We start from the raw sequence: 15,429 nt of genomic DNA, 5'->3' as shown, positions 1-15,429 counted from the left end.
GCCCCAAATTATGGATGCCAATCTGCCTATGAGTATTGATTCTCAGACGGTATTTCCATGGCTCTCACTCATTGTGCTCCTCCCCATAGTTGGAGCATTGATAATGCCTTTCCTCCCAACGCAAGAAGGTAAAAATTCTAATCTTCCGAGAAATATAGCCCTAGTAATTTTATTAGCCGATTTTCTAATAGTTGTATTGGCTTTTGCCAATTTATTTGATCCAAATAGCGAAAGCTTGCAGTTGGTCGAAAGACTTCAGTGGCTTCCGTCCATAGGACTCGAATGGTCACTGGGAGTAGATGGAATATCCGCTCCGCTGGTAGTCCTAAGCGGGCTAATCACTTTTTTGTCCGCAGCTGCAAGTTGGAAAGTAAAACAAAAAACAAGGCTTTACTTTGCTCTATTACTTATACAAGCTTCAGCCCAAGCTTTAGTTTTCCTATCGCAAGATTTCTTACTATTCTTTTTAGCTTGGGAGCTTGAGCTAGTTCCAGTCTATCTTTTGATTGCTATTTGGGGAGGCAAAAGGAAACTCTATGCAGCAACAAAATTCATTCTTTACACCGCACTGGCTTCCCTTTTAATATTAATTAGTGGGCTTGCTTTAGCTCTTTCTGGAGATCAATTCACCTTCAATTTAAGTGAAATTGCAGCCAAATCTTTTACCGGGAATTTTGGGATATTTTGTTATTTAGGTTTTTTAATTGGTTTTGGAGTAAAGCTTCCTATCTTTCCACTTCATACCTGGCTTCCCGATGCTCATGGGGAGGCAAATGCACCGGTTTCAATGTTATTAGCTGGTGTTTTATTAAAAATGGGAGGTTACGCTCTTATAAGATTTAACGTCCAAATTTTACCTGATACTCATTTAATACTTGCTCCAGCTCTAATCATCATTGGGATAGTAAATATTATTTATGGAGCTCTAAATGCTTTTGCACAAGACAATGTAAAAAGGCGCATCGCCTGCAGTTCTGTAAGTCACATGGGTTTTGTTCTTGTTGGAATTGGCGCAGTTAATGCACTTGGAATCAGTGGAGCGATGCTCCAAATGATTAGCCATGGACTGATTGCTGCCGCAATGTTTTTTGTTACTGGAAGTTTTTATGAAAGAACCAATACTCTTTCAATCCCTAACATGGGCGGTTTAGCAAAGGCTTTACCAATTACTTTCGCATTCTTCTTGGCCAGTTCTTTAGCGTCACTTGCCTTACCAGGGATGAGTGGATTTATAAGTGAAATCACAGTTTTTCTAGGCATCACCAGTCAAGAAGGATTCACTTCTTTATTTAGAGCAATAACAATCCTTTTAGCAGCTATCGGACTGGTTTTAACTCCTATCTACCTTCTTTCAATGTGTAGAAGAGTATTTTTTGGTCCTAGGATCCCTGCATTATCCATAGTAAAAGAAATGGATGCTAGAGAGCTTTCAATAGGTTTAAGCCTCTTAGTTCCTACATTAGTAATAGGTTTTTGGCCAAGAATAGCTATTGATTTATATGAGGTATCAACAAATGCTCTCGCACAATCATTAATTACCAATAGCCTTGTACCAATCAGTTAGTTTTTGAATTTTAAAAATGACTTCAATAAAGCCAACAGCTCTATTAAAAGGTGAAGGACTTCCTGATTACGATAAAATCACCCCTAACGAGATCACGGAAAATATACCCAAGCTCATAAAAGAATTAAATGAAAAATTAAATAAACTAGAAGAACAACTCGAAGAGCAATTAGAAACCAAAAGTTCACTAAGTTGGGAAGATGTAATGCCTCAGCTTTATGAAATAGGTGAAAAGCTTAGGTGGAGTTGGGGGGTTGTAAGTCATCTGAATGCTGTATGCAATTCCACTAAACTACGTGAGGTTCATTCAAATCAGCAACCTACCATCGTTAGATTTAGCAATCAGCTCGCTCAAAACGAAGTCATTTTCAAGGCGCTCTCAAATTTAAAAGAGCATGGAAATATAAAGGACGAAACACAAATAAGAATAATTGAAGCAGAACTAATAACGATGAAAAACAAAGGAATTGGTCTAGAAGCTGATAAAAAAGCACTATTTAATTCTCGTAGTGAGCGACTAGCCGAATTATCAACGACATTTAGTAACAACGTATTAGATGCGACTAAGAATTGGACTCTTTTATTAAAAAACAAATCAGAAGTCGAGGGGCTTCCTGAAAGAGCACTTGAAACATTAGCTCTTGCGGCAAAGGAATCTGGTGACAAAGATAAAGAAGGTAATGAACCATCAGCATCAAGTGGTCCATGGAGAGTTGGCTTAGACTTGCCTAGGTACATTCCTTTTCAAACCTATGCAAAAGATAGACGTATCAGAGAGGAAGTCTACAGAGCTTTTGTAAGTAGAGCTAGCAATGGAAAGATTAATAATAAAAAAATAATTGAAGAGATTCTAGATCTCAGAAATAAACAGGCAAAACTATTAGGATATAAAAACTGGTGCGAAATTAGTCTGGCTACAAAGATGGCTGATAATGAAGAGGCTGTTGAGATGTTACTAGAAGAATTACGATTAGCAGCAATGCCTCATGCCGAAAAAGAAATTATACATCTTCGTGAGTGTGCCAAAAGAAATGGAGAAAACGAAGATTTTGAGCTATCTCCATGGGATATAAGTTTTTGGGCTGAAGTACTACGCAAAGAGAAATACGATCTTGACCAAGAGAAACTCAGGCCTTGGTTTCCTCTAGATCAAGTTCTTAATGGTCTATTCAATTTATGCAAAAGACTTTTTGAAATTGACATTGAAGAAGTAATTAATACAGCTCCTTTATGGCATGAAGATGTCCGTTTCTTCGATGTTAAAAATATAGACGGCCAGAAAATTGCATCTTTCTATCTAGATCCCTTCAGTCGTCCCGCGACGAAAAGAGGAGGTGCCTGGATGGATGAATGTTTGTGCCGAAATCAAAAAACGAAAGATGATATTGTTCTCCCAGTAGCCTATTTAGTCTGCAATCAAACTCCTCCAATTGCGGACAAACCCAGTCTGATGAGTTTCGAAGAAGTAGAAACTCTCTTTCATGAATTTGGGCACGGACTACAACATATGCTGACAACTATAAATTACCCTCAAGCAGCTGGTATTAATAACGTTGAATGGGATGCTGTTGAATTAGCAAGCCAATTCATGGAAAATTGGTGCTTGGAGGATCAAACAATTTCTGAAATAGCAATACATTGGAAGACGAAAGAGCCATTACCAGAATCTGAAATCAATAAATTAAGGCAAAGCAGAACATTTAATTCTGGGCTAGCGACTTTAAGGCAAATACATTTTGCTCTCACTGATCTAAAACTCCATAGTCAATGGAATGAAGATTTAGAAATTTCCCCAGATGAGTTACGACGAGAAATCGCAAAAAATACAACAGTGATGGATCCTATTCCAGAAGATCAATTTCTCTGTGCCTTCAGTCATATTTTTGCTGGTGGCTATGCTGCTGGATACTACTCATACAAATGGGCTGAGGTACTCAGTTCTGACGCCTTTGCCGCATTTGAAGAGGCAGGCCTTGCTAATCAGGATGAAGTAAGAAAAATTGGCAAGAAATATAGAGATTCAATTCTTAGTCTTGGTGGTAGTCGTTCACCCAATAAGGTTTTCAAACAATTTAGAGGAAGACTTCCCTCTACTGAAGCCCTAATAAGACATAGTGGTCTTAATTAGATATTTTTAAAAATCTTTTCAACCAAAATATCTAGAGAACTAGAATTTGTTATCAATTCTTTATGAGTCAATACAGGTAAGTGATAAGAATCACCAATAGAAAGTTTTGCTTGCCAGCCTGGGAATGACATCAAATCCCATTTTGTAAAAAAGCTAGTGCATTCAACCTTTTCTAAGGAAGTCAAGTCATTATTTAATAGAGATAATAAACGACTACCTCTTTTCATTTCAGCAATACCTGGCATCAAAAATGAAGGGATCATTTGAGCGGTGTAAGTACCAAAATGAGGTGTACCAATACTAAAAAAACGTTTAGTTCTTAAAAAGCCATCATGATTTTGCAACCAAAACCGGCTAATTAATCCACCCATTGAAAAACCAACAATATCAATTTCGATTTCAGGACCCACTAATTCTTCAATCTTAGAATCAAGATCCAGAGCTAAACGCTTAAGAGAAGTTTTTCCATACTTGTGTGGCAAATGTGGTCTATACAATTCATAATCATCTTCATTTATTTTTCTAATTAATTTTTCAAATAATTTAGGATTGTTCCACAAACCATGAACAAGAAAGATTGGTCTTTTGTTTATATCCAATTAATTAATAGGAAATAAGAAATTCCTTTTTTTTTCGATTAGAACACTTCCAGTAAATCCATGTATTGGTGGCGAGCATTTTGTCAGCAGAATATGAATTGGAACTGGACCATATAGAGACTCAATAAGATTCAAAATTTGATCACTAAAATATTCAATCGTTAAGCATTTGATTTCAAATGAAAGTTTTTTTACTTCTTTAATTGCTTCGCTATAGTCTATTGATTTATCTAATTGATCAAGTTTGGATGACTCATCCAAATCCAACCAAAAGCTAAGGTCAAGAAGAAAGCTTTGACCATGTATTCGCTCACTTTCTAGAACACCTACATGGGCCCACAGATTTATATCTTTGATATGAATTGCGCTTAAATTATGAAATTGACTCATAATGGTAGATCAATATGAGAAAAACTTCTATCTCCAGAAGCGAAATCCTTAACGAGATCACCTTCACCTCTGAGATAATATCGATAGGTAACTAAGCCTTCCAATCCAACTGGTCCCCTTGGTGGAAGAGTCTGAGTGCTTATACCAACTTCAGCTCCAAATCCATATCTGAAACCATCAGCAAAACGAGTAGAACAATTATGGTAAACGCCTGCACTATCAACCGAACCTAAAAATTTTTCAGCAACCACCTTGTCATCAGTAACTATCGCCTCAGTATGACGAGAGCTATACTTACGAATATGTTCAATAGCTTCGTTCACATTACGAACAATTTTTATTGAAAGAATTAAATCAAGATATTCTTTAGACCAGTCTGCTTCATCAGCCTTATTTTTCACCCCTAAAGCTTGACTCTTTGTATCTCCCTTAAGAGTAACTCCTTCATTAGAAAAAATTGGCAAGCCTTTTTTCAAAAACATCTCAGCTACATCTTCATGAATTAATAATGTCTCAATTGCGTTACAAGCAGCAGGATATTGAATCTTACTATCTAAAGCTATGCTTATGGCCTTATCAATATCTACAGAATTATCTATATATAAATGGCAAATTCCATCAGCGTGCCCTAAGACAGGAATACGAGTATTTTCTTGAATAAATTGAACCAACTCATTGCTACCTCTAGGTATGATCAAATTCACAAACCTATCTAAACGAAGTAAGCCTAAACTTTCTTGACGTGTAGTAAGTAAAGACAACGCTCCTGAACCCACATTTGATTTTCTTAACCCCTTATCAAGAGAATCCATTATTGCTTGATTTGTGGCTTTTGCTTCACTTCCTCCTTTTAATAAAGCTCCATTACCAGAACGAACAGCAAGAGAAGCTATTTGTATCAATGCATCTGGTCTCGACTCAAATATCACTCCTAAGACTCCTAATGGAACTGTCACTCTCTCAAGAATAAGGTTTTCATCCAATTCCCTATGAAGTTGTCTTTTACCTATTGGATCTGCAAGATTTGAAACTTTGAGGACTCCGTCAATGCATCCTTTGAGTTTAGTTTTTGTTAGCTGAAGTCTTGATAAAAGCGATTTATTCAACCCTTCTTTTTCTGATCTTTCAAGATCTTGAACATTTGCTTTTAATATATCATCAGCTTTATCATTCAAAGCATTTGCCATTTCAGTCAAAGCATCACAACGTTGTTTATTTGTGGATTGACCAAGCGAAATAGAAGCCTCTTTTGCACTCTCTGCTACTTTTATTAGCTGGGGCGTAGGATCAGGAACTGAAAAGTTTGTACTCATTTGATTTAGATCAACTATTTAATCAAAGATAATTTTTCACTATCTTTAAAATATTCCTTTAATGGCTAATCAAGCAATAAAAGAAGATAAAAATCTATCTACCTGAGCATTTGTTAAGTAGGTCATTTTTTCAAACTATTCATTTATTTAATATCTAAAATAAAGCTGGAGCTGACTTTGCCAATTCCCATTTTTATCAAACGAGCCCAGTAGACCTACGTTGGGATTCATTTGAAAAGTAATATTTCCTTTCGGTGGAATATCCTTTCGGTTAGGAGCAGCCTGAACTGAGAGATTAATTTTATCGTTAAGGTCAACTCCTATTTCTGTCACCCATGCCTGTTGACCTGTCAAAGCAGCGTCTTCCTGATCAGTATTTGAAGAACTACTATCGCTATTATCATCCTCTGAATCTGATCCATTTATATATGCTGGATACAATGATATTTGAAGTCTATCACTTAAAAAACCATTGATATTGCCTTGAAGATACGAAGCAAAAGATCTATTCAAAAAGCTCGCAAGCACATCACCATTGCCTCCACTACTTATTAGATTTGCAAGAGAATTACCGCCTAATAGTCCTATCAACTCACTTCTTCCCAAAGATGGAGTACTTCTGAATTGAAAATTTTCACTAATGCGATCTGCAGGTCCAGAAGCCGTCACTTCGACGTTTACGAAACGAGATCCTCCAATACCAAATGATGCCAAGCCATTAGAGGAAAAATTACTTACGTCTCTAACATTATCTGGAACGCGGCTATTCAGAGTCACATCAACATATGGAACCAAGCCCATAGATGGTACAAATACGGCTACATTAGGTTCACTTTGATCTAAATTAAAAGTAGTCGTAAAGAGATTAACGTAACCACTGTCAAGTTTAATAACTCCACTAACATCAAGAGTCTCGTCAAATGCGCCATTCAAGAGAAGGAATCCATTTGTTTCAAAGCTTGCCAAGGGTTGAGAAACTAATCGCAATGAAGGGCCAAGTGCGAGCTTTAAATTGTCAAAGGTTAGTGATTCAAATCCATTAGGGAAACCACCACTAACTATTCGACTTGCAGGTGCATCTTTATCTTGAATAAATAAAACCAGAGGTTCTCTCTGGTTCCAGTTTTGTTCTGGTAAACTACGAATTTTTTTCACCTTAGAATCTTGATAACGATCCGTTTTTTCAGATGTAGTCTTACTTGGATTATTAGCCCTTTTAGCAAAAATCGAACCTTCTGAAATAAAGACTTCACCTGATAATTGAGGTTTCAAAATAGAACCCTTAACAACAAGGTTAGATGAAGCTCTGATGTCAGTAAATGCCGTCTTAATACGTGTTTTTTCTATAGAAAGAGCCAATGGCTCGCTTTCACTTAATTGAGAATCAAATAACGAAATTCCACCTTGACTGCGAATAGTACCGCTTGCTCCCATATTTGCGTTGAGATTACGGATTTCAAGTCGATTAAAATCAAAAACTATTGTGCTATTCAAATTATTAATTTCTTTATCTTGAAAAAGTAGCTCACTGTTTTTTAAAACCAAAAAACCATTAGCAACCGGTTTTGCAGGAGTTCCTCTAATCAACAAGCTTAGATCAGCTGTCCCTGAGGCCCAAGAGACATTCCCTTTAGTTAGACCAGTCAAAAACGCTAACCCATCTCCATGACTTTCGATCTTTAGATCAATAGGGTAGGAACTTATTAATGGGTAGGTTCCACCTAATTTAACAGGATTTGCCGAAAATTTATCCCTTAGAGTGATATCAAATTCGAGATTATTATCTTTAAATAAAATATTTCCAGTATCTAAAATAATATTTCTGTTATAAATTACGGTATCTTTAATAATTAAATCTGCTGTAACTCGTGGAGTTGAATTAGCTAAACTATATTTACCCTTTAAACCAAAATACCCATCAACTGCTGAAGGTATTGGTGCAACTAAAGTTAATAATGAGAAATTAAAATTAAGTAAAGAAAAATCACCCATACCTGAAGCTAGGTTCCCATTAAAAGTTGCTTTAAAGGGTTTTATTTTATTAGAGTTTATAATCTTCAATTTGTTAGTCCAAACCTTACCAAAAGCTTTTGCTTCTAAATTTAAATCAGATAGGCTTGGACCACTTAATTTAATATCAGCATTAATATCCCCATTAAGATCATAAGGATTAATAATGCTTTCATTATTTACCTTAGAAATCTCTTCTCTATATGAATCCTGAGACCTAGTTAAAGCTTCGAACTGACTATCTATAGAACTAATTGGATAACCAATTATAAATTTTTCTAGATCTCCAGCCTTCCCAATTGCATCTGAATACTTCAATCCTAATTTAGGAAACTCTAAAGCTGTAGCAGTAATCCAACTAGAGCTTACGTCCTTCAATTGAGCCAACAAAGAAAATTCGGACCCATTATTAATATCAAATTTAATCTTTCCTTTTTCAGATGGTATTAATTCACCTTTTAATTTAGTTTCTGAATTTTTAATTTGACCTTTAATACTTGCATTTTTTAATTTAAAACCTAACAATCTAAAATAATCTAAATTCAAATCACCATTAAGAAATAACGGATCAAGAGAAAATATTCCATTACCTGTAACTTCCCCGAAGATTCGTTTAAAACTTTTCTCTGGCGGGAAAGCCACTTCTACTCGATCTAATCTGAATTTATTAGCATCCCATTTAAAAGCATTTGATTTAGGATTTAGACTTATTTCACCTCCTAATCTATTTAGGTTTAAATCATTAAAATCTCCATTCTTAGCAAAGTTAATTTGAAGATTACCTGGGGTAGAAGAACCTTCTGATTTCATTCTCAAACTACCCCATTTCTTTTCACTTGGAATTCGAATAAAAGAACCTCTCCATTTTTCCCTTAATCGAATACCATTAAATTGTGGATTATCGAGGGCGAGGTTAATAGTAGATTTCAGAGAGGATAAAGGCCCCTTAAAATTACCTTTTGTATTTAATTTCCCCGATAATGATACATTTAGTATTGGGTTTAAAGCACCTAAAGGAAAAGATTCCAAATTAAAATTAGCGTTAAGGTCTCCAGGAATAAATTGTCTATTAACTACTGAAATTGGTAATTTGATTTTCAAAGAAAGTGGTTTATGGTCAAAATCTTTAATCTTAATAGTATTTACAGAACTTATATAAGTTTTATCTTTTTTATAAAATGGTATTTCAGAGGAATTAGATATATCCAAATATCCATAATTCCAGTTAGAATTAATCAACTTAAGCTTATTATTATCACATTTTATTTTTGAACTTTTTGTAGACAAGGTATCACTTAGAGGTCCTCCCCTCAGAGTTAAATTATCAAGCAATAACCCACCCTTACACCTTATCAAGCCTTTCTTAACGCCCAATTTTAGACTTCCATTTATATTTCCTCTTGTAGTAATATTAGAATTATCTCCTAAAATTCTCTCAAAGATACCAAGACTAAGTTTATTAACCTTTACTTTAGTTTGAAATTCGATTCCATCCCAATAACCCTTCCCTGCAAGATAGAGGCTTCCTTGTTTTTTGGAGTCTAGATTAATCGCACCAATAATTTTCTTCTCACCAAGATTTAGAGATAGCTTACCTTTCGCTAATAATGTCGTATCTCCAGGATTAAATACGATTTTGGTTGGTTCTTTTAAATTAAATTTTAGTTGGAGGTTGATTTTTTTAGGATTATCATTCTGGGGAACAACCCAAAAAGAACCAGTATCATTTTTATTTAATATAATTTCTGTTCCTTTTGGAGTAACTATTGCAACTGGTTTCCAATTAAATAAACTTGCAAAAGGAGCAAATTTAATTGTTAAATTTGAAATATTAACTGAAGAAGTATCTTTAATAATTGGAAGGAGTCTTGTTGGCCCCAACTCAACTCCCCATGGTCTAAGGCCCCTGTATGAACCTATTTTTAAAGGATGACCTAATGAATAAGATAATGTTTTTTCTATTTGTGGAGAAAAACGGCTTATAGTTCTACCTACTAGGAGATCTGCGCCACTCCAAATCAAAACACCACCCAACGCAGCAAAGGTTCCAGCAAGTCCCCATCGCTTTAATCTTTTAGAACTCCACTCATCTCCCATGAAACATTAATCTCAAACTTGGGGGAGCTAACAAACTATAAAGAATCAATTCAGGAGAAACCAGCCTATGTCTATTAGTGAAGTTATCCAAGATGTTTCGAAATGGCTAGCCTGGGGAGGTTCAGGACTTGGCGTCTTGACCATTTTGGCTTATTTATTTAACTGGGGAATTAAATTCCGACTCACTGGTACAACAATTTTCACACTTTTACTATCTGCTAGTTGCTGGGCCTTTGAGCAAAGTTATACTCCTCCTTATAATGTAGAAGGGTACAAATATGCTCCTATCGTTTATGACAATGGATTTGATTTAGTTGTTGCTCAAGCATCAAATGATTTCCCTAAAGAAGCAATAAAACCAACATTGTTACAAATAGCCGGAAATTTGAAAGGAGGAGGAAGAAATGGCGCTCAGGTCAAAGTTAGGCTAAGAAAAATAGAATCCGATGGTGATGGAATAAGTAAACCAATTATTCTAGGTGAATTAATAAAAGATTTAAAAGAATCAAAGATAATAGAATTACCAGACAGGAATTATTCTGCAAGTGAATATTTATCAAATGATGCTGATATTGAAGAAATTTCCTCATTAGAAACTGATGAATAATAAGTCATTATTGAAAGATCTTCCTAAAAACTTTTATCAAGAAGAAAAAATACTCATATCAAATAATATAAAAACATGGGATTCTTTATTATCTATTAGTGATGAAGAAATAAATCATCTAATTTATGGAAGCCTGGGAAGTGTTCGCAATCTAAAAAGACTTAAATGCATAGCATATTTTATATGTACTTTAGATATTCAACTTAACGAAGCTGCCTTATTGATGCACTCAGGATTAATTTCTAATAAGGCCATTTCACGACTTACACCTCAAGAGCTAGTTCAAAAGACTGGTCGCTTTGAAAGAATTCTTCGAACAGGAAGAATACCAATAATAGATCTAAAAAAAGCACATTTTTTAATAGAGAAAGCGAAAAAAACATTATTAGATTTACCCAAGAGCTATTAGGTAATAGAATATAATTAATTTAAGAGAAACTTGGTAAACTAAAAGAAATGAATGGTTTACTAATCACTTTAATATTTACATCATTTGGAATCAGTCAAGGTGTAATGGCTCAATCAAGACTTCTTGAAGGTGTAAAAAGGAATCCTGATGAAGCGAAGTCTATTTGTGAAAGTTTTAGAAAACTCAATAAAGAAAACATCTCAGCCAGTTCACAAAAATCTATTGAGAAAATCTCAATTCAAAAAAACATAAACGAAGTTGATGCTGAGATCCTTTCTATGTACGTAAGAGGTCTTTATTGCCCAGAAACTTTTTAAAGAGATAATGAATTCAATAACATACAGAGACGAAGACTTACAACTTAGAGACGGTACATTACTCAAATCCCGAATCTGGTCCCCTCAGGGGAATGGGCCTTGGCCTGTCTTGCTTATGCGCCAGCCATATGGAAGAGAAATTGCTTCTACAATTACATACGCTCATCCATCTTGGTGGGCTAGCAAGGGCTATGTAGTTGTCATACAAGATGTACGGGGTCAAGGTGGGTCTGAAGGGGAATTTTCAGGTTTCAACCAAGAAGCTTCAGATACTAGTCAAACTCATAATTGGGTACGATCCTTGCCTGAATGCAATGGTCTACTAGGCACATACGGTTTTTCATATCAAGGATTAACACAACTCCTTGCGGAAAAAGGTACTCCTCCACCTGATTGCATTATTCCTGCAATGACGGGTCTTTCAGAGAATGAACATTGGAGTTGTGAAGGAGGAGCGTTTTGGTGGCACTTGGGTATTGGATGGGGTTTGCAATTAGCCGCCCAAAAAGCACAAAGAGACAAAAATTGGAAAGCTTGGCATGAAATACGTGAAAATCTTGAATCGAAAAAATATTTACATAACGGTCATGAGTTACTTAAAAAGAATGACCCAGAAGGGATGGCATATAAATGGCTAAATCTTTCATCAAGCAAAACTCCACAATGGAAAACCCACGAGCCATTAAGTAACTGGTTAAAAAAACCTTTGCTTCTAATTGGTGGTTGGTGGGATCCTCATTTAAAAGGAATTTTAGATATCTTTGAGAAATCAAAAAAGGCAGGAGGCGATCCCAAATTACTAATTGGTCCTGCTACTCATCTTCAATGGTGGGAAGGAGCACAACGCACCCAATTAGATTTTTTTGATTCTCATTTAAAAGAAAAAAACAAAGAGATTCATTTTCCTCAAATCAATCTTTGGAATCTAACTACTAAGAGTTGGGAGCTGTCGGTTCAAAATAAAACTCCTTCATGGAATCTTCGTAGCGAAGGTTTAGCCTCAATAAATCACCTTGAAGGATGCCTAGTCCCTAATTCTGATTTAGAAGCAGATAGTGAAGTGAATTTGGTTCACGACCCATGGAGACCAATCCCATCCATCGGAGGACATCTCAGTGATACCGCCGGTGAAGCGAACAGATATGAACTTGATATTCGATCTGATGTCGCAGTATTTACATCAGAACCTATTTTGAAAGATCTTAGGCTGGAGGGTATTCCAACTCTTTTTTTAGAAACCAACTGTGACAGGGAAAGTTTTGATCTATTTGTGGCATTATCAATAATTCCTAAAGCGGTAGAGAATACTGTTACTCAACTTTCGACGGGTGTACTCAGAATTGCTAATTGCGATAAAGGTATAACAAGTGCTAGAGAAATCAGACTTCAACCAACTCTCGCCACATTTAAGAAAGGGGATCGTTTAAGAATTTCAATTTCAGGATCTGGATGGCCAGCAATTGGAATAAATCCTGGTCAGAGTAAATATTTGTGCGAAGGACCTAGCCCTAACTGCCTAGTGACAACAATTTCACTCTTACTTTTAAATTCAAAACTTAAATTTGAATCACTTATTTCCTCTTAAGGGTTCAATATTTACTTATAGAGGATTAAGCTTACTAGCTATTTAAGCTATAAATCATGACCGTCTCTATTCTATTAGATTCTTTGAAAGACGACGGACAAAGACTTTCTGAATGCAGACATGAAAGTCCATTTTCAATTCTTGGCCCTCAACCATTTAAAGATAAATGGATCATTCGAATATGGATGCCTGAGGCAAGTCAAGTTGAACTGATAACACAACAAACTAAAATTAAGCTACAAAATCCCAATCATGAATGGATATTTGAGGGGGTTTTAGAAAAAGATCCAGGTACTGACTATCAAATAAAAGTAAATAGAGGAGGAATTGAACATGTTCAACATGATCCTTGGAGTTTCCGAAAAGAGTGGATGGGTGAAATTGATAGGCATCTTTTCGCGGAGGGAAATCACCATCACATATGGCGAAAAATGGGTGCTCATCTCACTGAAATAGATAAAAAGAAAGGAGTTATGTTTTGCTTATGGGCGCCTCATGCAAAGAGTGTTTCCGTTATTGGTGATCTCAATTCATGGGATGGACGCCATCACCCAATGCAAAAACGTCTAGGAGGAATTTGGGAACTATTCATACCTGGTCTAAGTGAGGGAGATTTATACAAATATGAAATCAGGACTGAAAAAGGACATTGCTACGAGAAAGCCGACCCTTATGGTTTTCAACATGAAGTAAGACCAGCAAAAAGCTCAGTCATATCAAAAATCGACTCATTTCAATGGAGTGATCAGTCTTGGATATCCAATCGTGACAATAGAAATCCTTTAGAGCAACCAATTTCGGTTTATGAAATGCATTTAGGAAGCTGGATGCATGCTTCCTCGGACGATCCATTTATCAACTCAAACGGAGAGCATAGAGCTCCAGTTCCAGCTGCAGATATGAAGCCTGGCTCAAGATTGCTTACATATAAAGAACTGGCAAATAAGGTCATTCCCTATGTCAAAGAAAGAGGCTTCACTCATATCGAGCTTATGCCAATTTCAGAGCACCCTTTTGATGGGTCATGGGGGTATCAAGTTACAGGTTGGTATGCGCCTACAAGTAGATTTGGATCACCAGATGAGTTTCGTGCCTTCGTTGATTCATGTCATAAAGAAGGAATAGGAATCATTCTCGATTGGGTCCCGGGCCACTTCCCTAAAGATCAGCATGGACTAGCTTATTTTGATGGCAGCCATTTATACGAGCATTCAGATCCCAGAGTTGGAGAGCATAAAGAATGGGGAACATTAATTTTCAATTACAGTCGAAATGAAGTTCGTAATTTTCTAGTTGCAAATCTAATTTTCTGGTTTGATCAATTTCATATAGATGGCATACGTGTTGATGCAGTTGCCTCAATGCTTTACAAAGACTATCTTCGTCCAGAGGGTGAATGGATTCCTAATGAAGATGGAGGGAATGAAAATTTTGAAGCAGTCAGATTTCTACAACAGGCTAATCACGTTCTTTTTCAACATTTTCCAGGTGCACTTTCTATTGCAGAAGAATCAACGACATGGACTGGTGTAACCAAACCAACTGACATGGATGGACTCGGTTTCAATCTAAAATGGAACATGGGTTGGATGCACGATATGCTCGATTATTTTGAAATTGACCCATGGTTTAGACAATTCAATCAAAACAACATTACTTTCTCCATTTGTTATAACTTTACAGAAAACTTTATGCTTGCTTTAAGCCACGATGAAGTTGTTCACGGAAAAAGTCATCTCTTACACAAAATGCCTGGCGATGACTGGCAGAAGTACGCTAATACACGAGCCTTACTTGCATATATGTGGACACATCCAGGTAAAAAAACAATATTTATGGGAATGGAATTTGGGCAGCGCCAAGAATGGAATGTTTGGGATGATTTGCAATGGGATCTTCTAAATTATGAACCTCACAAAGGAATACAGAAATTAGTAGATGATTTGAATAATTTATATAAAAGAGAACCTGCTTTATGGAGAAATGATTTTGACGAATACGGATTCCAGTGGATTGATTGCGATGATAATAAAAATTCAGTAATCAGTTTTATGAGAAGAGAAAAAACTGATGGAGAATGGCTAGTAATAGTGGCAAACTTCACACCTCAAAACCACTCCAATTACAGAATAGGTGTGCCTGTTGACGGATTCTATGAAGAAATTTTCAATACAGATGCGAGTCAATATGGAGGTTCAAACCTAGGTAATATGGGAGGGAAATCAACAGATCTATACAACATACATGGCTATGAAAATTCTATAGATCTTTGCCTTCCTCCTCTTAGCGTTCTTGTTCTAAAGCATAAATCCAAGAAGAATTAAGCTTCCTCGAATAGAAATGTTTCAACCTTGACTTAAAACCTAATTTCAACTGTCGTCTGGATGTAAAAATTCAAAAGGTATGTCGA

11 protein-coding genes are annotated in these 15,429 nt (G+C 36.0%); 7 read left to right on the top strand and 4 right to left on the bottom strand.

Annotated features, from left to right (window positions below; genetic code table 11):
- The first annotated feature begins 10 nt into the window (after positions 1-10).
- Positions 11-1,564 carry an NAD(P)H-quinone oxidoreductase subunit 4 gene (locus tag EW15_RS03260; protein WP_038651892.1) on the top strand — a complete coding sequence of 518 codons (1,554 nt, stop codon included), beginning with the start codon at positions 11-13 and terminating at the stop codon, positions 1,562-1,564.
- A gap of 16 nt (positions 1,565-1,580) precedes the next feature.
- Entirely contained in the window at positions 1,581-3,692 is a 2,112-nt protein-coding gene (locus EW15_RS03255) for a M3 family metallopeptidase (RefSeq protein ID WP_038651890.1), read from the top strand.
- Here the strand turns inward: EW15_RS03255 and EW15_RS03250 are convergent.
- The 4 genes from EW15_RS03250 to EW15_RS03235 form a co-directional block, all read right to left on the bottom strand.
- Complete coding sequence (locus EW15_RS03250; protein ID WP_038651887.1) at positions 3,689-4,291, bottom strand: triacylglycerol lipase; 603 nt, start codon at positions 4,289-4,291, stop codon at positions 3,689-3,691. The two genes, EW15_RS03255 and EW15_RS03250, sit on opposite strands and share 4 nt — an antisense overlap.
- On the bottom strand, positions 4,292-4,681 hold the full coding sequence (locus EW15_RS03245) for a dihydroneopterin aldolase (protein ID WP_038651884.1): 390 nt from the start codon (positions 4,679-4,681) through the stop codon (positions 4,292-4,294).
- Entirely contained in the window at positions 4,678-5,994 is a 1,317-nt protein-coding gene (locus tag EW15_RS03240) for a glutamate-5-semialdehyde dehydrogenase (protein ID WP_038651881.1), read from the bottom strand. The genes EW15_RS03245 and EW15_RS03240 overlap by 4 nt, the downstream gene beginning before the upstream one ends.
- Positions 5,995-6,141: 147 nt before the next feature.
- Complete coding sequence (locus EW15_RS03235) at positions 6,142-10,101, bottom strand: translocation/assembly module TamB (RefSeq protein WP_038651877.1); 3,960 nt, start codon at positions 10,099-10,101, stop codon at positions 6,142-6,144.
- A 67-nt stretch (positions 10,102-10,168) separates the two neighbouring features.
- Here EW15_RS03235 and EW15_RS03230 point away from each other — a divergent pair, with 67 nt between their 5' ends.
- From EW15_RS03230 to glgB, 5 genes are read left to right on the top strand one after another with little or no spacing between them, the layout of a single operon-like run.
- Positions 10,169-10,708, top strand: coding sequence for a Ycf51 family protein (locus EW15_RS03230; RefSeq protein ID WP_038651874.1), 540 nt, complete (start codon positions 10,169-10,171; stop codon positions 10,706-10,708).
- Positions 10,701-11,117 (top strand): DUF4332 domain-containing protein, encoded by a 417-nt coding sequence (locus EW15_RS03225; RefSeq protein WP_038651871.1) that lies wholly within the window; start codon positions 10,701-10,703, stop codon positions 11,115-11,117. Before EW15_RS03230 ends, EW15_RS03225 begins: the two co-directional genes overlap by 8 nt.
- Before the next feature lie 47 nt (positions 11,118-11,164).
- Entirely contained in the window at positions 11,165-11,434 is a 270-nt protein-coding gene (locus EW15_RS03220) for a hypothetical protein (RefSeq protein WP_038651868.1), read from the top strand.
- A gap of 7 nt (positions 11,435-11,441) precedes the next feature.
- Positions 11,442-13,019, top strand: coding sequence for a CocE/NonD family hydrolase (locus tag EW15_RS03215; protein WP_038651865.1), 1,578 nt, complete (start codon positions 11,442-11,444; stop codon positions 13,017-13,019).
- Between the two features lie 56 nt (positions 13,020-13,075).
- Positions 13,076-15,343 carry a 1,4-alpha-glucan branching protein GlgB gene (gene glgB, locus EW15_RS03210; protein ID WP_038651862.1) on the top strand — a complete coding sequence of 756 codons (2,268 nt, stop codon included), beginning with the start codon at positions 13,076-13,078 and terminating at the stop codon, positions 15,341-15,343.
- Positions 15,344-15,429 lie beyond the last annotated feature (86 nt).

It is taken from the genome of Prochlorococcus sp. MIT 0801 (genome assembly GCF_000757865.1).
GTDB lineage: Bacteria > Cyanobacteriota > Cyanobacteriia > PCC-6307 > Cyanobiaceae > Prochlorococcus_B.
Note: the sequence above shows the minus strand (reverse complement) of the source record. Positions and strands in the feature narration are given on the sequence as shown.

What these genes read in the sequence shown, in the direction of transcription:
- EW15_RS03260 (WP_038651892.1), top strand. Translation starts at nt 11, where the DNA reads ATGGATGCCAATCTGCCTATGAGTATTGATTCTCAGACGGTATTTCCA.
- EW15_RS03255 (WP_038651890.1), top strand. Translation starts at nt 1,581, where the DNA reads ATGACTTCAATAAAGCCAACAGCTCTATTAAAAGGTGAAGGACTTCCT.
- EW15_RS03245 (WP_038651884.1), bottom strand. Translation starts at nt 4,681, where the DNA reads ATGAGTCAATTTCATAATTTAAGCGCAATTCATATCAAAGATATAAAT.
- EW15_RS03240 (WP_038651881.1), bottom strand. Translation starts at nt 5,994, where the DNA reads ATGAGTACAAACTTTTCAGTTCCTGATCCTACGCCCCAGCTAATAAAA.
- EW15_RS03235 (WP_038651877.1), bottom strand. Translation starts at nt 10,101, where the DNA reads ATGGGAGATGAGTGGAGTTCTAAAAGATTAAAGCGATGGGGACTTGCT.
- EW15_RS03230 (WP_038651874.1), top strand. Translation starts at nt 10,169, where the DNA reads ATGTCTATTAGTGAAGTTATCCAAGATGTTTCGAAATGGCTAGCCTGG.
- EW15_RS03225 (WP_038651871.1), top strand. Translation starts at nt 10,701, where the DNA reads ATGAATAATAAGTCATTATTGAAAGATCTTCCTAAAAACTTTTATCAA.
- EW15_RS03220 (WP_038651868.1), top strand. Translation starts at nt 11,165, where the DNA reads ATGAATGGTTTACTAATCACTTTAATATTTACATCATTTGGAATCAGT.
- EW15_RS03215 (WP_038651865.1), top strand. Translation starts at nt 11,442, where the DNA reads ATGAATTCAATAACATACAGAGACGAAGACTTACAACTTAGAGACGGT.
- glgB (WP_038651862.1), top strand. Translation starts at nt 13,076, where the DNA reads ATGACCGTCTCTATTCTATTAGATTCTTTGAAAGACGACGGACAAAGA.